Origin of the sequence: Oceanobacillus caeni (assembly GCF_042678465.1) — a bacterium.
Classification (GTDB): domain Bacteria; phylum Bacillota; class Bacilli; order Bacillales; family Amphibacillaceae; genus Oceanobacillus; species Oceanobacillus caeni.
In genome coordinates this window covers 167,300-186,594 of the sequence record NZ_JBHTKV010000004.1, presented here as the reverse complement: position 1 = coordinate 186,594, position 19,295 = coordinate 167,300, and the positions used below count along the sequence as shown (strand labels likewise).

At 35.1% G+C, this 19,295-nt stretch carries 17 protein-coding genes; 2 read left to right on the top strand and 15 right to left on the bottom strand.

What is annotated here, in order from left to right:
* Window positions 1-218: 218 nt before the first annotated feature.
* The gene (gene rpmB, locus ACFQ18_RS05335) at window positions 219-407 is read left to right on the top strand and encodes a 50S ribosomal protein L28 (RefSeq protein WP_047186008.1); all 189 of its coding nucleotides are present in this window, start codon (window positions 219-221) and stop codon (window positions 405-407) included.
* Between the two features lie 131 nt (window positions 408-538).
* Here rpmB and spoVM read toward each other — a convergent pair whose 3' ends face one another.
* The 14 genes from spoVM to ACFQ18_RS05265 all read right to left on the bottom strand — a co-directional run bounded on the left by spoVM (window position 539) and on the right by ACFQ18_RS05265 (window position 16,464).
* Window positions 539-619 (bottom strand): stage V sporulation protein SpoVM, encoded by an 81-nt coding sequence (gene spoVM / locus ACFQ18_RS05330; RefSeq protein ID WP_047186007.1) that lies wholly within the window; start codon window positions 617-619, stop codon window positions 539-541.
* A gap of 29 nt (window positions 620-648) precedes the next feature.
* Complete coding sequence (locus tag ACFQ18_RS05325) at window positions 649-1,308, bottom strand: thiamine diphosphokinase (protein WP_204797800.1); 660 nt, start codon at window positions 1,306-1,308, stop codon at window positions 649-651.
* A gap of 5 nt (window positions 1,309-1,313) precedes the next feature.
* On the bottom strand, window positions 1,314-1,970 hold the full coding sequence (gene rpe, locus ACFQ18_RS05320) for a ribulose-phosphate 3-epimerase (RefSeq protein WP_047186006.1): 657 nt from the start codon (window positions 1,968-1,970) through the stop codon (window positions 1,314-1,316).
* A gap of 2 nt (window positions 1,971-1,972) precedes the next feature.
* Window positions 1,973-2,854: a ribosome small subunit-dependent GTPase A gene (rsgA, locus tag ACFQ18_RS05315; RefSeq protein WP_047186005.1), complete on the bottom strand. Its 882-nt coding sequence runs from the start codon at window positions 2,852-2,854 to the stop codon at window positions 1,973-1,975.
* The gene (gene pknB, locus ACFQ18_RS05310; RefSeq protein ID WP_150874279.1) at window positions 2,855-4,930 is read right to left on the bottom strand and encodes a Stk1 family PASTA domain-containing Ser/Thr kinase; all 2,076 of its coding nucleotides are present in this window, start codon (window positions 4,928-4,930) and stop codon (window positions 2,855-2,857) included.
* Window positions 4,927-5,685: a Stp1/IreP family PP2C-type Ser/Thr phosphatase gene (locus ACFQ18_RS05305; RefSeq protein ID WP_047186003.1), complete on the bottom strand. Its 759-nt coding sequence runs from the start codon at window positions 5,683-5,685 to the stop codon at window positions 4,927-4,929. The genes pknB and ACFQ18_RS05305 overlap by 4 nt, the downstream gene beginning before the upstream one ends.
* A gap of 272 nt (window positions 5,686-5,957) precedes the next feature.
* Window positions 5,958-7,307, bottom strand: a complete 1,350-nt coding sequence (gene rsmB / locus ACFQ18_RS05300; protein ID WP_047186002.1) for a 16S rRNA (cytosine(967)-C(5))-methyltransferase RsmB — start codon at window positions 7,305-7,307, stop codon at window positions 5,958-5,960.
* Window positions 7,308-8,246 (bottom strand): methionyl-tRNA formyltransferase, encoded by a 939-nt coding sequence (fmt, locus tag ACFQ18_RS05295; protein ID WP_060667895.1) that lies wholly within the window; start codon window positions 8,244-8,246, stop codon window positions 7,308-7,310.
* 52 nt (window positions 8,247-8,298) lie between these two features.
* Window positions 8,299-10,707 carry a primosomal protein N' gene (gene priA / locus ACFQ18_RS05290; RefSeq protein WP_060667896.1) on the bottom strand — a complete coding sequence of 803 codons (2,409 nt, stop codon included), beginning with the start codon at window positions 10,705-10,707 and terminating at the stop codon, window positions 8,299-8,301.
* Window positions 10,707-11,912, bottom strand: coding sequence for a bifunctional phosphopantothenoylcysteine decarboxylase/phosphopantothenate--cysteine ligase CoaBC (gene coaBC, locus ACFQ18_RS05285; protein ID WP_047185999.1), 1,206 nt, complete (start codon window positions 11,910-11,912; stop codon window positions 10,707-10,709). The genes priA and coaBC overlap by 1 nt, the downstream gene beginning before the upstream one ends.
* Before the next feature lie 430 nt (window positions 11,913-12,342).
* Window positions 12,343-12,546, bottom strand: coding sequence for a DNA-directed RNA polymerase subunit omega (gene rpoZ, locus ACFQ18_RS05280; RefSeq protein ID WP_083452498.1), 204 nt, complete (start codon window positions 12,544-12,546; stop codon window positions 12,343-12,345).
* On the bottom strand, window positions 12,543-13,163 hold the full coding sequence (gene gmk / locus ACFQ18_RS05275) for a guanylate kinase (protein WP_047185998.1): 621 nt from the start codon (window positions 13,161-13,163) through the stop codon (window positions 12,543-12,545). The genes rpoZ and gmk overlap by 4 nt, the downstream gene beginning before the upstream one ends.
* A gap of 155 nt (window positions 13,164-13,318) precedes the next feature.
* Window positions 13,319-13,579: an extracellular matrix/biofilm regulator RemA gene (gene remA, locus ACFQ18_RS05270; RefSeq protein WP_047185997.1), complete on the bottom strand. Its 261-nt coding sequence runs from the start codon at window positions 13,577-13,579 to the stop codon at window positions 13,319-13,321.
* A 221-nt stretch (window positions 13,580-13,800) separates the two neighbouring features.
* The gene (locus ACFQ18_RS05265) at window positions 13,801-16,464 is read right to left on the bottom strand and encodes a calcium-translocating P-type ATPase, SERCA-type (RefSeq protein WP_145524102.1); all 2,664 of its coding nucleotides are present in this window, start codon (window positions 16,462-16,464) and stop codon (window positions 13,801-13,803) included.
* 143 nt (window positions 16,465-16,607) lie between these two features.
* On the opposite strand from ACFQ18_RS05265, the gene ACFQ18_RS05260 reads away from it, so the two are divergent.
* The gene (locus ACFQ18_RS05260; protein WP_204797801.1) at window positions 16,608-18,311 is read left to right on the top strand and encodes an Rqc2 family fibronectin-binding protein; all 1,704 of its coding nucleotides are present in this window, start codon (window positions 16,608-16,610) and stop codon (window positions 18,309-18,311) included.
* Between the two features lie 78 nt (window positions 18,312-18,389).
* Here the strand turns inward: ACFQ18_RS05260 and ACFQ18_RS05255 are convergent, their stop codons facing one another.
* Entirely contained in the window at window positions 18,390-19,250 is an 861-nt protein-coding gene (locus ACFQ18_RS05255) for a LysR family transcriptional regulator (protein WP_047185994.1), read from the bottom strand.
* Window positions 19,251-19,295 lie beyond the last annotated feature (45 nt).

The window sequence follows — 19,295 nt, the reverse complement described above, 5'->3', positions numbered from 1 at the left end:
GTATTCATGAAAAGGCCTCTTTCAAATGTATTTGCCGGTCAGCATACATTTATGATAGAGCGCCTTTTCTTTTTTTTTCTAGAATTTTGTTTCAAATCCCCGAGAACTATTTTACACATAGTCTAACTATTCTATAATAACCAATTGCAATCTTTTCTTACTTATGATAAATTGTATAAGTATTAATGTCACATGTTATAGAGTAAGGAGGGAATAACATGGCTAGAAAATGTGTAGTAACTGGACGTAAAACTAGCACAGGGAACCTACGTTCTCACGCTATGAATTCCAATAAGCGTAAATGGAAAGCTAATGTACAAAAAGTACGTATTATGGTAGATGGAAAACCTAAAAAAGTTTATGTATCTGCTCGCGCACTTAAATCAGGTAAAGTTGAACGCGTTTAATATACGTTTTACATTAGTGAAATAAAAAGCACCCATCCATAGGGTGCTTTTTATTTTTACCTTATATGATTAATCATCACAACACACAAAAAAAGAGCCCTTGCCTTTTAAGGCAAAAGCAATCCTTATAATTAATCTTTTTTAAAAATACCTATGACTACTTTCACAATTCCACTAATGAATTTCGGGAGTTTTATAGTATAAAATTTCATAAGTGCCCTCCTCTAATGACAATTCCATTTTATTCAGGAATTGCACTGCGACTCTTTACAACTAATAATATGCCTTTCTCATAAAAAAAAGTACCAGAATTTGAAATAAGCTCATTAGAAATACATAGAGTCGAACCCCAATGGATTGTTTTATTTTGAAGAGGATAGTAGAAATTGGTTAGTGTTAACCCTTCTACTTCTTGAGAAAATGGAATAAAAGATATATATCGATATCTTAGATCCTTTTTTATACTATGTTCTCCCGGAAATGTTAATTCCATTTCATTTAAATAATCAATTAACATTGCCCGAATTCCCTTTTTTCGGATTCTATATAATAATTGAATGTTTATTAATTCATGATCCAATCTTCCACCAGTGAATCCAAATAAATAAATAGTAGACGGATTTTCATCAAAAGCTTTTTGTATTGCTAATTCTAAATCTGTTTCATCCTTTTTGGCAGGATATTCTTCATAAGCAATCGCATTCGCCTTGATTTTTAATTTTTCTTCCTCATTAACGGAATCAAAATCACCAACTGCATAATATGCCTTTATACCATGATTTAATATATAGAGAGCTCCACGATCGGCACCAATCCACACATCCACCTCGTCCTTATATTGTTTTAAATCCGGTAATGTTTCGATTGGACCGTTGCCTACAATTCCTATCTTAGCAGCCATGTCCATTAACCTTTCGTTGCTTGAAGAATATTTTGAATGGCTTCTTTTCGGTTTTGATGATTAAAAACAGCACTTCCAGCTACAAGTACATCTGCTCCAGCATCTGTACATAATTTAGCTGTTTCAACATTGACACCACCATCAACCTCAATTTCAAAATTAAGATTTAATTCAGCTCTCCATTTAGAAATTCGTTCAATTTTACTTAATGTGTTAGTAATAAATGACTGCCCGCCAAACCCAGGGTTAACTGTCATAACTAAAACCAAATCCACATCAGGAAGAATAGGATAAATAACATCAGCTGGAGTTGCGGGATTGATTACAACCCCTGCTTTCACGCCTTGATCCTTTATTAATTGGATTGTACGGTGTAGATGTACACATGCTTCTTGATGCACTGTAATAATCGATGCACCGCTTTTTGCGAACGATGGAATATACAAATCCGGATTTTCGATCATTAGATGGACATCTAGTGGTAGATTTGTTATAGGTTTAATAGCATCTACCACTAATGGACCAATTGTAATATTAGGCACAAAGTGACCGTCCATTACATCTACATGGATATAGTCAGCTCCTCCTTGTTCCACCTCTTTTATTTCTTCTCCTAATTTTGAAAAGTCCGCTGATAATATGGATGGAGCAATTTTTGTCATAATTAATACCTCGGCTTTCTCGTTTGTATTTCTTTTAAAAAGTCTAAATAATGTTCATATCGAAATTCTTCAATTTCACCATTGCTTAATGCTTCTTTAATAGCACATTTTGGTTCCCTATGATGTAAGCAACCACGGAATTTACAATTACTTCTTCGTTCTCTCATTTCTGGAAATAGTTCTGGTAATTCTTCAAGCTCAATTTCATTAAAGTCAAGAGCGGAAAAGCCTGGGGTATCTGCAACTAATCCGCCTTCTACTTCTAATAATTCCACATGCCTAGTTGTATGTTTACCTCTTCCTAAACTTTCCGATATTTCACCAGTAGCTAACAATAAACTTGAATCTAATAAATTGATTAATGAGGTTTTACCCACACCAGATTGCCCTGCAATAACAGTTATATGGTTCTTCAAATATAATCCAATATTGGGGGAATAGTTGGAGTCCTTTGTTGAAAGTAATTCCACTTGGTAGCCTATGTTTTCATAAACTTTCTTATATTTTTTTAGTTCTTCCAACTTTTCCTCGGACAATAAATCTATCTTTGTAATAAAGATAACCGGTTTTATATTTTTAAATTCAATTAGTACTAGAAACCGATCTAAAAGTTTAGTACTAAATTCCGGTGCTATGGCAGAGCTAACGATAATAGCTTGGTTTATATTCGCAATTGGCGGACGAACAAGTTCATTTTTTCTGGGCTTAATTTCCATAATATATCCTTCGTTAGGACCATTTATTTCAAATTCTACCATGTCGCCAACTAGAGGGGTGATTTTTTTATTTCTAAATACCCCTCTTCCCCTACATTGGTAAAGATTATCGTTCGATTTAACATAGTAAAATCCACTTAAAGCTTTAATAATTCTGCCTTCTGCCATTTATTCACCATCCTCATAGTTTAATTTTTCTTCTTTAATTAATTCATCTTCTAACATCACTTTGTATTCCGCTGAACTATCCGGTGCTATCGTTACTGTAAATGATACTTCATCATCACCAGTTATTACTTTATCCTCATATAAATCTGAAATATTATGTTCCGCGTCACCAATGTAGATTCTTACAACCTTTTCTGAAGGCTCTTCTTTTTCTTTTTCCTTTTCTTCTTTTTCTTCTTCTTCCGATTCAGAATCAGCGTCTTCTGACTCGGAATGGCTGTACTCTATTGGTACCTTAACTGAAACTGTTTTTGGTGGTTTTGGTTCTGGTCCAGTAGAAATATATACATTTACCGTATCACCATGCTGTAAACTTGTTCCCTTACTCGGTTCTTGACTTATTACATAACCGGCTTCAACTGTATCGGAATTTTTTTCAACCTTATTCATTTGTAAGTTATTATCCTCTAATTCTTGTTTTGCTTCCGCTTCCGTTAATCCTGTTAGATTACCTAAGTATACAGGTTCGGGACCTAAACTTACCTCAAACCTCACCGTTGTATCACTAGGTACTACTTCACTATCTGGATTAGGGAATATTTGTGTGATTATTTGGCCTTGAGGTAAACTTGAGTATTCTTCATATGGAATAAAATTTTCAAATCCAGCTACTTCAAGCTCTCGTTTAACCTGACTATAATCTTTTCCAACATAGTCTTCAAAAGTAAATTTTTCTTTACCAGTACTTATATAAAGTGTAACATTAGAACCTTCATTTACAGTTCTTCCAGCACTAGGACTTGTTTTTACAACAAGATCTTCATCTATGTCTTCTGAACTAACCATTTCTTCTTCGACTACCAGATTCAAATTTTCTAATAAATCCTTCGCTTCATCTGATTCCATTTCTTTTACCTCAGGTACATCGACTTGCTTTGGTTGAAATAGACCTGGGATGAAAAACAAACCAATGACACCAATTAAAAGGATTATAAATATAGAAAGAAATATGGGCCATTTTCTTCTCTTTTTCTTTTGTTTCGTCTTTTTCTTTTTCTTTCCTTTGGCTTTTTTATCTCCCTTTTTTAACTTTTTCTTTGGAGTATCTTCCGGATGATTTTTCGTTAAACCGTTTGTATGGATGATTGTTTCATCATCATTATTACCTTGAATGTGGTCATCTGTAATAATCGGTATCGCTTTTGTTTCATCTCCTGCCTCTACGGGTGGAGTATAGGGAGCTTCATTCATTTTATCCGGATCAAGTGCAGTCTCTACTGCCGTTTCCAAATCGTAAATCGTCTCATACCGATGAAAGGAATCTTTGGCAGTTGCTTTTAACACTATATTTTCAACGCTTTGAGGGATATCTGGATTAAACCTCCTAACAGAAGGTGTATCACTCTGTAAATGTTTCAAAGCTATCGATACGGGAGACTGTCCAGAAAATGGTAATCTCCCTGTTAACATTTCGAACATTACTATTCCTAATGAGTAGATATCCGACTTTTTAGTAGCCATACCACCACGTGCTTGCTCGGGAGATAAATAATGTACCGAACCTAGTATGGAATTAGTCTGGGTAAGTGATGTCGCACTTAATGCGATTGCAATTCCGAAATCAGTTACTTTCACCTTGCCAAAATTATCGATTAATATATTTTGTGGTTTAATATCTCGATGGACTATATTATTTGCATGGGCATGAGCAATTGCAGACGTAATTTGTTTCATAATATCCAATGTTTCCGTTACGTCGAGTGAACCATTGCGCTGTATGTATTCTTTCAATGTCATCCCATCTATGTATTCCATTACCATGTATAATAAATGATCTTCTTCCCCTACATCATAAATACTTACGATATTTTCATGAGAAAGACTGGTGGCAGATTGAGCCTCCCTATCAAAACGAGCGATAAATTCTTGATCATTGGCATATTCTAAACGTAAAGATTTTATGGCTACATCACGTTCCAGAATAGTATCCCTAGCTAAATATACATCGGCCATTCCACCAGCACCAATTTTATTTTTTATTTCATACCGCTCATTTAAAAGGTGACCACTTCTCATTCATTCTCACCTTCTTTCAAAGATGTATGATTTGAAAGAAGAATTAGAGAAATATTATCCTCGCCACCTCTATTATTAGCCAAGTCAATTAATTCTTGGCAAGCCAAATGGATATCGTCATGTTTGTTAATAATTTCAAACAGTTCTTCATCAAGAATCTTATCAGTTAGTCCATCTGTCGCAAGTAAAATTTTTTCATTTTCGTCAATCGAAATCGTCTTTATGTCAGCATCAACCTGTAATTCTGAACCTAGCGCTCTTAACACAACATTTTTTCTCGGGTGATGTTTAGCATCATCTCTCGATATTTGACCAGACTGAACTAGAGCATTGACTAGTGAATGGTCTTCTGTTACTTGTTTTAGTTTATGTTGATTAAGCAGATAACATCTACTATCACCAATATGAGCAACCGTTAAAAACTCGTCAATGTGAACTACGATAACAAGAGTTGTCCCCATTCCTTCACACTCTTGGTTGTTCTGTGCATGCTCATAAATAGCTTTATTAATTTCTTGAATCGTATTTTGTAACCATTCCTCGATTTCATTAGGTTTTTCGAATTTCTTTGTATTCTTCCACTGTTTATCTATTTGGGTTATAGCCATTTTACTAGCGACATCACCAGCCTGATGCCCACCCATTCCATCAGCAATAACTGCTAATAGTTGATTTGTAGAATTATAATATATTCCACCGGCATCTTCATTGTGACTTCTTACCCTACCCCTGTCAGTTAAGAATGTTCCTCTCATAAAATACCCCCAAGCATAAAGAGTTAAAAACGTTCCGATTAAAGGTTGTTCAAAAAGTCCGATAAAAATGACATGCGACTAAAAAAGGGGAGGCGTGAATTAGGCGCAAAGCTCATCTTTAGTCGGCCTTCCTTTAAGAAGTTCGTTGGCAAAAGCGGAACTTCTATTAAGACCGCCCACATCCAGTGGGCAACGTAGAAGTCCTTTTTATCCCCTTTTTGAACACTCTATTACTCCAAGTATTACACAAATCCCAACATAAAAGAACAAAATTAATTAATTTTTTTAAGACGAGTGAGGAAAAATCCGTCTGTTTGGAAATCTTGTGGAAACAACTGAAATCCATACTCGGAAATTCCGGTTAAGCCTTTTGATTCATCTGGTAAATCATCGAAAAATGTTTCGTCTACTTTAAAGTTAGGATGGCTTTCTAGAAATACTTTAACAACATTTTCATTTTCACTTGTATCCACTGTGCATGTACTGTAGATCAATAATCCTCCAATTTTCAACAATGGAGAAACACTATCTAGAATCTCACGTTGTACTTTAGAGAGATTGGTTATATCTTCTTCCTTTTTATTATATTTAATTTCTGGTTTACCACGCATAACACCTAAACCAGAACATGGTGCATCCACTAAAATCCGATCAAAACTTTCCGGTTCATGAACTTCACCTAATTTTTTGGCATCAGCCTGATTTGCATTAATAATGGAAAGACCAAGAGTAGATGCTTTCTCATCTATTAAATTAACTTTTTTCTTATGCAAATCATAAGCATAAACGATTCCTTCATTTTCCATCTTTTCAGCAATATGTGTCGCTTTTCCACCTGGTGCACTACAAGCATCTAATACGTTCATATTTGGTTTGACATCGAGCATTTCTCCAACAAGCATCGAGCTCTGATCTTGTATCGTTAAATAGCCGTCTTTGAATAAATCGGTAGTTAATACATTACCTTTCTTCACAATGATTCCTTGTTTAGATAAAATGGAAGGTTCCACTACAAGGCCAAATTCACTTAGCGTTTCAATGGCCTTTTCTCGTGTTATTTTTAATGGTTGTATGCGAACAGATTGTGGGCGTTTTGCAACATTTTCTTGACACATTTTCTCCGTAGTTTCGTACCCATACTCTGAAATCCAGCGTTTAACAAGCCATTCAGGATGGCTTGTTTCTATCGAAAGTCTTTTTGCATGATCTTGAATGTCAGTAGTATCAGGTATACCGTTTCTCTGGATATTTCTAAGAATACCATTCACAAAACCGGCTACCCCCTTATGACCACGTTTTTTCGCAATTTCCACTGCCTCATGTATAACAGCGTGATCTGGAACTTTATCTAAATAAACCATTTGATAAATAGACATTCGTAAAAGCATTCTTACCCATAGATCCAGTTTTTTCTTTGAATTTATATAGTGATCTATAAAATAATCTAGAGATATTTTTCTTTGTAACGTTCCATATACAACTTCCGTTAGTAACTTTTCATCTTTCGGATTCATTCGTTTAGATTTAATCTCATGATCAATTAATAAATGACTAAATCCTTGGTCTTTTTCAGTCCGAATTAGTAAGTCTAAAATAGAATTTCTAAGTTGATAATTTTTCATTTAATCACCTAAAATGGTCCCTGTTTTTATTCGATCACTTGCACCACGAAGATAGTCTTTCACTAGCATACGTTTTTTTCCAGCTGGTTGAATTTCCGTAATTCGTATACCACGACCATCACCACTAACAACAGTAAAGTAATCTTCTTCTACTTTCACTATTTCACCAGGTTCACCATTATATTCAGTACGATCTGGTTCTCCCCACCAAATTTTCATGTTTTCATCTTGATACGTCGTAAAAGCTACTGGCCATGGATGTAAACCACGAATTTGATTATAAATTTCGATGCTTGGTTTATTCCAATCAATTTTTTCTTGTTCTCGTTTTATATTAGAAGCAAACGTAGCTTTCGTATCATCTTGTTTAATTGGATGAATACTTCTTGAAAAAATATTAGGTAAAGTCTGCATTAATAATTGAGAACCTGCTTCAGAAAGCTTATTATGTAAAGTTCCGACATGATCCTTATATTCTATTGGAACTTTCACTTGAGAAATAATATCACCGGCATCTAGTTTTTCTACCATATACATAATGGTTATTCCTGTCTCTTGTTTTCCCTGGATGATGGAATAGTGAATCGGTGCTCCGCCTCGCAACTCTGGTAGTAAAGATGCATGTACATTAATGCAACCGAATGGTGGTGTTTCTAATAATTCATTTGGTAATATTTGGCCATATGCTGCTGTCACTATAAGATCAGGCTCATAAGATAAAATCTTCTTAAATTCTTCTTTAAGTTTTTCCGGTTGAAATACGGGGATATGATGCATCTCTGCCTCAACCTTTACAGGCGGAGGAGTAATGACTCGCTTTCTCCCTTTAGGCCGATCCGGTTGGGTTACGACTAAAACTACTTCATATTCTGATTCTACTAAAGACCTTAATACTGGTACCGAAAAATCAGGAGTACCCATAAATACAATTCGTTTCATTGTTAAACCTTCTTTCTCTAATCCTACTTTTTAAACACGCATTTAAGGGAATCTACATAAAATGATACGGTTCTAAATCAACTGTAATCAAAAGATTATTTTTTCTTACATCGTCCGAAAAATATTCCATTATTTTATTTAATAACGGTCGTAGATTTGGTTCATTTTTGTATTTTATCATGCATTGATATCGATATCTATCTTTGATACGTGGGATTGGTGATGGTGTCGGTCCTAACACGACTGTATTTCTTTTCACAGACTTCATCAACATCTGAACGATTGTTTGCGTCCTTTGTACTGCTAACACGTTATTTTCATGCGAGACCGTAATTAACACGAGATAAAAATACGGTGGATACTTGAATTTCCTTCTCATCGACATTTCCTTTTTATAAAAATCATGGAAATTGTAAACACTCGCAAGTTCTATACTATAATGATCAGGAGTATACGTTTGGACAAGAACCTCACCTGTTAATTCATGCCTTCCAGCCCTACCACTAACTTGAGTTAGAAGTTGAAAAGTTCTTTCACTGGATCGGAAATCTGGTAAATGAAGCATAGAATCCGCCGTAAGAACACCAACTAATGTAACATTTTCGAAATCTAATCCCTTGGCAATCATTTGTGTACCTAATAAAATATCAGCTTTTCGATCGCCAAATTGTTTTAACAATTTTTCATGTGATCCTTTTCTTCTCGTTGTATCAACATCCATCCTCAAAATTCTTGCTTCTGGGAGCAATTTACCTAATGCTTCCTCTACTCTTTGTGTGCCTGTTCCGAAATAACGGATGGAATCACTTGTACACTCTGGGCAACTTGCAGGAAGATTCGTCTCATAAGAGCAATAATGACATTTTAGCCGATTGGAGTTTTTATGATAAGTCAACGCAATGTCACAATGAGGGCATTCCATAACGTGTCCACAATCTCGACACATAACAAAAGTAGAATAACCTCTTCTATTCAATAGAAGCACAACTTGTTCTCCTTTTTGAATACATTGTTCCATTTTTTGCATTAGCTTTCTAGAAAACATCGTACGGTTTCCGGCATGAAGTTCTTTACGCATATCAATAATATCAACACGTGGCATCGGCTGATCATTTGTACGTTTACTAAGTGTAGCTAATTGATATACCCCTTTACTAGCTCTAGCATAGGATTCTAATGTCGGTGTGGCACTTCCTAAGACAACTGGACATTGATGATACTTTCCTCTCTCAATTGCAACATCCCTTGCATGATAGCGGGGTTGATCTTCCTGCTTATACGTTGTTTCATGTTCTTCATCAATGATGATAATTCCAAGATTTTCAAATGGAGCAAAAATCGCGGACCTAGCACCGACTACAACCTGTACTTCTTTCCGATGAATTCTTCGCCATTCATCATATTTTTCCCCAGCGGATAAAGCACTGTGCATGACAGCTACATTTTTACCAAAGCGTCCTTTAAAACGCTCTACCATTTGCGGAGTTAATGATATTTCAGGAACAAGTACAATCGCTTCTTTCCCTTTACTTATTACGTTTTGAATAGCTTGTAAATATACTTCTGTTTTACCACTACCAGTTACCCCATGCAGTAAAAATACTTCATGTTGATGTTCATTAATAGACGCCTGAATAGGTTCAATCGCATTTTGTTGTTCTTCTGTTAATGGTAATGGTGTTGTACGTTTAATCGCATCGTCATTATATGGGTTACGAAAAATTTCTTGTTTATATGTTTCTAAAATTCCTTTATCAACTAAGTTTTTTATCGTACTAGAAGTGGTCTTCACTTTATTTATTAATTCTTTTTGTGAAACGGCTTTTGGATATTCTAAAAAATACGAAATAACTTGTTTTTGCTTGTTTGCATTTTTAGGAATGTCCATGATAGCTTCTTCTAGTAAATAAGGTTCTTTGGAAGGTTTTACCATTACTATTTGTTTTTTTGTTATCTTTGACTCAACAAGATATTCAATGGATATGTCCCCTTCTTGAATGGCTTTTTGCAATTGATAATAACTAATATTAGCATGTTCAAATTCTTCGTAGTCAATAAAGCCTCTGCCAGCAAATAAATGTTCCAGTTCTGGAGTTAAGACTTCATCTGTTTCTCGAATTAATTGTTTTCTATACTTTGACTTTAATACCTGTGGTAACATTGCCTGTAATGCAGTAATGGAAAGACTTAATGTATTATTAGCAACCCATTTCCCTAAATCAAGTAATTCTTTCGTTAATACAGGAGTTATGTCTAGTACATCAACAATATCTTTCAATTTATCAAATGATGATTCCGATACACGTTCAACTACGAAACCCATAATTTTCCTAGGTCCAAATGGTACAATCACTCGCATACCTGGTTTTATTACTTCTTGAAACCTTTTTGGAATAGAATAATCAAAAGTTTGATTGATGGCGCTCGATGGTACATCTACTATCACTTTCGCTATATTCACTAGTTATCAGCCCTTAAATCACGATCGATCAAAATAAATAACTTTCTTGCTATTTCTGTTTTCGAAGCTATACTTAGTTCTTCTTTTTCTTGAAATCTGTTTACATAGGTAACAATATTCGTATCCGCCCCGAAACCTGCACCCTCTTCTGCTACATTATTGATGACGATAGCATCTAAATTTTTCTTTTCTAATTTATTTAAACCATATTCTAGAGGGGTGTTCGTTTCGGCGGCAAAGCCAACTAAAAATTGATTCGTTTTCCGTTCTCCTAAGGATTTTAAAATATCTTTTGTTCTTTCCATTTCCATATTCCATTCACCGGGTTGCTTTTTCATTTTTTGACTGTATACTGTTTTCGGTCGATAGTCTGCAACTGCTGCTGCTTTAATGACGATATCACTTTCTGAAAAAAACTCATGCATTCTTTGATACATTTCTTCTGCAGTTTCGATATCTACTCTCGTTATTCGGTTATTTTTCACTTTTTGCTCAGTAGGTCCAGTAACTAGTGTTACTTCAGCTCCCATTTCAGCTGCTACATGCGCAATAGCAAAACCCATTTTTCCTGTTGAACGATTTGTAAAAAAGCGAACAGGGTCAATTTTTTCTCTTGTTGGACCTGCTGATACTAGAACTCTCTTTCCGGATAATAATAGGTTATGGCTTTGATGTTCTTCCAAAACCTTTATTATCGTTTCAGGCTCTTCTAATCTACCTTTCCCAACATAGCCACAAGCGAGGTAACCGGCACCAGGCTCAATAAAATGATATCCCCATTCTTCTAATCTTCTCATGTTCTCCATTACAGCTGGGTGCTGATACATATGTACATTCATTGCCGGTGCAACATAAATCGGTGAATGAGATGCTAATAATGTTGTGGTTAACATATCATCTGCTATACCATTAGCTATTTTCCCAATTATGTTTGCAGTAGCGGGTGCAACAAGAATCAAATCTGCCCAATCAGCTAAATCAATATGAGCGATTTTTTCTGAATCCTTTTCATCAAAGGTGTCTGTATAAACTGGATTTCTAGATAGTGCTTGAAACGTTAACGGTGAAACAAATTTACTCGCACTTTCCGTCATAATTACCTTCACATTAGCACCTTTTTGCGTTAACTTACTTGTAAGTGCACATGCCTTATATACAGCTATTCCGCCTGATACACATAATAAAATATTCTTTTGATTCACCATATAATTCTCCCCTCTAAAGCGTTCAATTCGACATTCTCTACCTTATTTATACCATAAGAGATAAATTATTTGAACAAAAGCGTAAGCGCCCGTTTAGCGACGTACGGACTGCGCCTGGCCATGCCAGGTGGTCCGATGTTGCCGCGCAAAGCGGCGGTTTTAATCGGACATTCCACTTCCGTAGGAGATAAAGGAAACACGGTGAGCGTAAGCGAGCCGATGTTGACTTTCACCACAAGGGTATAAGTGCGACTAAGCCTCTGGTTTCACCAGTCGGCAAGTCTTCTTTATCGTACGGAGGTGAAGGAAGTCTCGCTAGTCGCTGGGCGCTGGAGCTGGACGTGATCCTGATAAACGAACATGTTGAAAGTTTTCCGTTCCTCGCTGCAAATAATAGAAAACCCTCGCAAATTTGCGAGGGCTATCTATATTAATCATTACCTTCTTCTAGGTATAACTTTCCTGCAACAACTTCCTCAAGCGCCATTCCAACATACTTATCAGATTTAGGATTTTCTACTTGTAGGTCCTTCGTTTCGCTTACTTGTCTAGCACGTTTTGCTGATAAAATGACAAGTTTATATTTTGATTTTATTTTTTCCTGTAAAACATCGATAGACGGTTCTAACATCATATTTGATCATCCTCCAGTATTTTTTTGTATTGTTTCGCAATTCGTTCTCTTTTTAAATGTTCACTTTGAATAATAGACTTGATTTTTTCCACAGCATGATCAACTTGGTCGTTTACAACAACGTAATCATACGCATCCATCATCTCAATTTCTTTCCTGGCTTCCTTTAATCGATTTAACACTAGGTCATTGGATTCTGTACCACGACCGAGTATACGATTCTTTAATTCATCTAAACTTGGTGGGAAAAGAAAGATGAAAACACCTTCTGGGAAATTCTTTTTAACTTGTAAGGCACCTTGAACTTCAATTTCAAGAAAAACATCGAAGCCCTTTTCTAACGTTTCCTCTACATACTTACGCGGTGTTCCATAATAGTTATCAACATATTTAGCATATTCTAAAAGCTCATTTTGTTCAATTAAACTTTCAAATTCTTCCTTTGTTTTATAGAAGTAATCAACACCATCAAATTCTCCTGGTCTTTTTTCTCTTGTTGTCATGGAAATAGAATATTTAAGGTCTGTTGCCTTCTCAAATAGTCTTTTTCTTACTGTTCCCTTCCCAACTCCAGATGGGCCTGAAAGAATAAATAAAATTCCTCTCTCATCTTTCAAAACATTTCCTCCTATTAATGAGTATTCAAAAAGAAGGATGAAAAGGACCAAGGTCAGCTAAAAGCGCAACGTCCTATTGCAATGCTGCCCCTACACAGGGGTATGTCATTTTCACCGGGCTTTTTGAACATCCTCTAGTATATCAAATACAGAAATTATTCCTCAGTAATTTCATCATTACTTATCACACGTTGTCCAACCGTTTCGGGTTGAACGGCAGATAACACTACATGGTCACTATCGGTAATAATAACTGCTCTCGTTCTACGACCATACGTAGCATCAATTAGCTTATTGTTTTCTCTTGCTACCGTAATAATTCGTTTAATGGGTGCAGATTCAGGTGAGACTATCGAAATAATTCGATTTGCCGAAACTACATTTCCAAATCCAATATTAATCAAGCTTAAACTCAAAACTTTTCCCCCTATATCCTTCTATGTAGATACCCAGCCAGTCAAAACGTGATAATTTATTATACAATAGTTAATAAAAAAATAAATAAAATATGTATCGTACATTTTTAAATTATTTCACTCTCAATTATTATAGCATAATGCAGAATAAATATGAAAACAGGATATTTGTATTCAATAGAAAAGGTTCGAGAAAATAATAGATTTCTCGAACCCTTCTTTTATTCTTTATTTGATCTTTTGAAAGCAAATAACACAGTCGGTATTGCACTAAGTGCACCGATTAATAACCAATCTTTTAACGGTAAGCTTGTAGTGTGGAAAATAGGTTGTAATGGTTCCCAATAAATAACAACTAATAGTAGTAAAATAGATGATAGTACCGCCACAACAAGGTATATATTACCAAAGGGATTCCTATCAAAAATAGAATTCTCCGCTCTACAATCAAATACATGGATTAATTGTGCCATAACTAAAGTTGTAAATGCAACGGTTTGTGCGTATACCAGATTTTCAGGAGTATTTTGATACGTAACCATAAAGGCTATCAATGTAACCAAACCAATTAATATCCCTCGGCTAATTATTTTGAAACCTAATCCCCTTGAAAAAACTCCTTCTTTTGGATTTCGTGGCGGTTGTTTCATCGCATTTTCTTCCGCTTTATCTAGTCCAAGCGCCATCGCCGGAAGTCCATCTGTCACTAAATTCACCCATAAAATTTGCACCGGTACTAAAGGTAGTGGTAATGCGAGTAACATAGCAAATAACATCACTAATATTTCCCCGACGTTGGAAGCTAATAAATAACGGATAAACTTCCTTATGTTTTCATAAATATTTCTACCTTCTTTAATGGCTGATTTAATAGTAGCAAAGTTGTCATCCATTAAAACAAGGGAGGATGCTTCTTTTGTTACATCCGTACCATTGATCCCCATACTAATGCCAATATCACTAGCTTTAATTGCTGGTGCGTCATTTACGCCATCACCAGTCATAGCTACAATATGACCTTTCTCTTGAAAGGCTTTAACAATTTTTAATTTATGCTCAGGGGTTACTCTAGCAAATACATACGTATCATCGATAATATCTTCTAATTCCTCTACCGACATTTGATTTAATTGATGCCCTTCTAAAACTAGTCCATTTTCTGGTAACAAATTTAAATTTCTAGCAATAGCACTTGCTGTATTTACATGATCTCCAGTAATCATAACTGTCTTAATTCCGGCTTGTCTACATTCTTCAATCGCAGCTTTCACTTCTTTTCTTGGTGGATCAATCATTCCATAAAGACCAATAAATGTTAATTCCTTTTCTAAAAACGCATCATCTAGTGTATCTTTTGTGGTTAAGGGTCGGATACCAATAGCTATTGTTCTTAATGCGTTATTCGCCATATCTTTAATGGCCATTTCAATTTTCACTTTATCTTCTTTTTTTAGAACTTCTCTATTTTTATCTTTTAATTGAAAAGAAGTTCGAGGTAGCAATACATCTGGTGCACCTTTTGTAATTAATAATCGCTTTCCATTCTCATCTTCCACAATGACACTCATTCTTTTTCTATCTGAATCAAAGGGAATTTCCTTTATAATTTTAAACTTTTCCTCATCAATTGGTTTTAACCCTATTTTTCTAGCAGCAACTAATAATGCTCCGTCTGTAGGATCACCATCTATAAAATATTTCCCCTTTTTAACCATTAAAGAAGAATTATTACACAGTGTTCCATATAATAGCATTTTTCTTAAATTCGGATAATCAGTTTCTACCTTTTTATTATTTAAAAAGAAATCTCCATGGATATCATAACCGTCACCACTTACATATATATGTTTACCATTTAAGAATAATTCTTTTACAGTCATTTGATTCTCTGTCATCGTTCCTGTTTTATCAGAACAAATAACGGAGGCTGTACCTAGAGTCTCTACAGCAGATAATTTTCTTACGATAGCTTTTTTTCTAATCATTCTTTGTACACCTAATGACAGAGCAACCGTCACAATTGCAGGTAAACCTTCTGGGATAGCTGCAACTGCAAGGGATACACCGGCTAAGAACATATCATATGTTGGTTTTCCTTCAAGAACCCCTAATACAACAACTAATGCGGTTAACAATAGTGCTACCACTATGAGTATTTTACCTAATTCCGCTAGTCTTCTTTCTAATGGGGTTGGGGTTTTCTTCGTATTGGCCATTAATGAAGCAATTTGACCCATAACGGTGTTCATACCTGTACCAACAACAACACCGATTCCCGACCCTCTAGTTACAAGCGTTCCCATGAATCCCATATTTGTTTGGTCTTGAGCGTCTAAGTGGTCTTTCCGAATGGCTGTGGCATGCTTAACAACTGGGAGTGATTCCCCAGTAAGAGCAGATTCTTCTGTTTCCATGCTATTTGACTTCGTAATTCGTACATCTGCAGGAACCCGATCCCCACTATTCATTCGAACAATATCTCCAACTACTACCTCTCTTGAAGGAATCTTCTCCCATTTTCCTTCCCTTAGAACATTTGCCATTGGTGCAGATAATTCCTTGAGTTTTTCCAATGATTTTTCTGCTTTTTGCTCTTGGAAATAGCCTATTAGCCCATTTACTAATACAATGATCATAATCGCAATAGCATCGACGTATTCACCTAGCAAACCAGCGATCAATGTCGCCGCAAGCAATACAATGACCATAAAATCTTGAAACTGCTTTAAGAAAATAAGCCATCTTGGTGTATGTTTTTGTGATTTAAGCTCGTTCTCACCATATTGTTTCCGACGTTCCTCTACTTGTTTTTTGTTTAATCCTTTACTTGATAAAACATGTAACTTCTGTTCTACCTTTTCTACATCTAATTGATACCAATTCATCCTCATTCCTCCGCGATCATTATAGTACATGAAATTCATCCATTTGTTCATAGTTCTATCAATGTGTGTTCGAACAACCTCTATTAGATATCTATGCATACTTGTCCCAAAAAATGCTATAATTGCTGAGGGAGGTGAATGAAATGCCATTTGATGGTATTGTCACTAGAGCTGTAACAGAGGAACTTAAAAAGGACCTTATTCCTGGAAGGATTACGAAAATATATCAACCAACTCCAACCGAACTTGTTTTCACCGTTCGTAGTAAGGGTAAAAATCATTCATTACTATTATCCATTCACCCTACTTATGCTCGCTTTCATATTACGGAAGATATTTACAAAAATCCTAAAGAAGCACCCATGTTTTGTATGGTATTAAGGAAATATTTGTCGGGAGCAATCATTGAAGCAATAGAACAAAAAGGTATGGAAAGAATTATAACGTTTACCATACAATCTAAAAATGAAATTGGCGATATTAGTCAAAAATTACTCATTTTTGAGCTAATGGGTAAGCATAGTAATGTGATGCTTGTCGATAAAGAAAAGGGACATATCTTGGATAGTTTGAAACATATCCCTATCTCACAAAATAGACACCGAATCATTTTACCAGGTCAAAAGTATATATTACCTCCTGATCAAAATAAAATGAATCCATTAGAGATTAATAGTGAAGATTTCATAAAACGTTTAGATTTTAATGCTGGAAAAATGGATATGCAATTTGTTCAAACACTAGAAGGGTTTTCACCTTTTATAGCTAAAGAGCTGCTACACCGAATTGGCTTTGGCTCCACTTCAGTTTATACGGATAAATTTAACGAGATTAAAGAACAATTAATTGAGAACAAATATGTACCTGCCATTTATCGAAACAATAAAGAAGACTTTCACGTTATCCCTATCTCGTCATTTTCGGGAGATGTAGAGTATTTTGAAGATGTGAACAAAATGCTAGATGCCTTTTACTCAGGTAAAGCAGAGCGAGACCGAGTAAAACAACAAGCAAAAGATTTATATCGATTTATCCATAATGAAAAAAACAAAAATGAGAGAAAATTAAAGAAGCATGAAAAGACCATTAAAAAAGCAGAGAATGCTGAAGAGTATCAACGACTAGGAGAATTACTTACAGCCCACATGCATCTTATTTCTAAAGGGGATAAAGAAGTAAAAGTTTTAGATTATTATGATCCTGAACAAAAGGAACGGATAATTCCCCTAAATCCTAATAAAACACCTAGTGAAAATGCGCAGAATTACTTCAAGACCTATCATAAATTAAAAACATCTAAACATGTTGTAGAAAAAGAAATTGAAAAAACGAAAGAGGAAATTTCTTACTTCGATCAATTACTTCAGCAGATGGATGTTGCAGGTGTAGAAGATATTGAAGAAATACGGGAGGAATTAAGAGAAGAAGGTTATTTAAAGAAACAAAAGAAAGATAAGAAGAAAAACAAGCCTTCTAAACCAGTCCCTGAAAAATATATATCTTCCGACGATACGGAAATTCTTGTAGGAAAAAATAATAAACAGAATGAATACTTAACAATGCGACTAGCACGACGCGATGAGATTTGGCTTCACACGAAAGACATCCCTGGTTCCCATGTGATTATTCGTTCATCTGAACCTAGTCAAAAAACGTTGGAAGAAGCAGCCGTCATTGCAGCATTTTTCAGTAAATCTCAGAATTCCTCTTCTGTCCCTGTAGATTATACGAAGGTAAGACATGTTAAAAAACCAAACGGAGCCAAACCAGGCTTTGTTATATATGAAAATCAGAAAACGTTATTCGTAACACCATCGAAGGATATTGTTAATGGGTTAAAAGCTTGATAAGCAAGCATTCTAATAAAGAATGCTTGCTTATTTATTAGAATTCTATGGCAAGAAGAAAGTTTTACACTTCCCGATCTACAAAAAATTTGTAGACGTTAAGGCAGTAATAAAACGATCCACTTGTGGTAATTTCCTTACCCCTTCTTGAAAACAGATCCATGTATCACGTGTAACCGGCTTCCCGTCTACTTCCAATGGGACATGCGGATACTCATCTTTCATTGAATCCGAAACACTCTCTGGTAATACGGCCATTCCAATACCTTGTTTCATAAACTGTTTACACGTTTCAATTTGATCCACTGTCATCATTTTCAATGGCTTAATTTTATCTTGATGAAAATATAACCAATTATCCACTTGATCATGCATACTATCATCACTATTAAATGAGATTAACGGGCGTTCCTTTAATTTGTCTTTCGGGAATTCTTCCGTATCAAAAATATAAAGTGGGTCAGAAAACAAATGAATACAAGTACTATTTTTTAACTTTTCACCTCGAATAATGCTTACATGGTATTTTTTAAAGTTTCGCATAATGTCTTCACTAATCCCTGTGACTAGATCAATCGTTACTTTTGGATACTTTGTTATGTATTCTCCTAAAATAGCCGGTAAAAAACGTTGACTTATAAGGGAAGAGCAAGCAATGGATAATGTTCCTTGGACATCATGACTGGATTTGGCTAATTCATTTTTTAATTTTTTTTCATTGTCAACAATCTCTTTCGCATAATTTAATATAATCTCACCACTTGGTGTAGGTAACAATTCTTTAGATGTACGAATGAATATTTGTTCTCCAAAATAATCTTCCATATATTTAAGCCTTTGCGTTACAGCTGGTTGTGAAACTAATATTACTTTAGCTGTACCTCTAATCGTTCCAATTTCATTCAACTTTAACAGTAATTCATAATCTTCTATTTTCATAGCAGTCTATCCTTTAATCGTATTATTTAGAACTAATTATATGGG

Bases quoted from the DNA above. Each gene is read 5' to 3' on its own strand.
- pknB (WP_150874279.1), bottom strand. From the start codon at position 4,930: ATGAGAAGTGGTCACCTTTTAAATGAGCGGTATGAAATAAAAAATAAA.
- ACFQ18_RS05260 (WP_204797801.1), top strand. From the start codon at position 16,608: ATGCCATTTGATGGTATTGTCACTAGAGCTGTAACAGAGGAACTTAAA.
- fmt (WP_060667895.1), bottom strand. From the start codon at position 8,246: ATGAAACGAATTGTATTTATGGGTACTCCTGATTTTTCGGTACCAGTA.
- rpoZ (WP_083452498.1), bottom strand. From the start codon at position 12,546: ATGATGTTAGAACCGTCTATCGATGTTTTACAGGAAAAAATAAAATCA.
- rsmB (WP_047186002.1), bottom strand. From the start codon at position 7,307: ATGAAAAATTATCAACTTAGAAATTCTATTTTAGACTTACTAATTCGG.
- ACFQ18_RS05265 (WP_145524102.1), bottom strand. From the start codon at position 16,464: ATGAATTGGTATCAATTAGATGTAGAAAAGGTAGAACAGAAGTTACAT.
- spoVM (WP_047186007.1), bottom strand. From the start codon at position 619: ATGAAATTTTATACTATAAAACTCCCGAAATTCATTAGTGGAATTGTG.
- ACFQ18_RS05325 (WP_204797800.1), bottom strand. From the start codon at position 1,308: ATGGCTGCTAAGATAGGAATTGTAGGCAACGGTCCAATCGAAACATTA.
- ACFQ18_RS05255 (WP_047185994.1), bottom strand. From the start codon at position 19,250: ATGAAAATAGAAGATTATGAATTACTGTTAAAGTTGAATGAAATTGGA.
- rsgA (WP_047186005.1), bottom strand. From the start codon at position 2,854: ATGGCAGAAGGCAGAATTATTAAAGCTTTAAGTGGATTTTACTATGTT.
- rpe (WP_047186006.1), bottom strand. From the start codon at position 1,970: ATGACAAAAATTGCTCCATCCATATTATCAGCGGACTTTTCAAAATTA.
- rpmB (WP_047186008.1), top strand. From the start codon at position 219: ATGGCTAGAAAATGTGTAGTAACTGGACGTAAAACTAGCACAGGGAAC.
- ACFQ18_RS05305 (WP_047186003.1), bottom strand. From the start codon at position 5,685: ATGAGAGGAACATTCTTAACTGACAGGGGTAGGGTAAGAAGTCACAAT.
- coaBC (WP_047185999.1), bottom strand. From the start codon at position 11,912: ATGGTGAATCAAAAGAATATTTTATTATGTGTATCAGGCGGAATAGCT.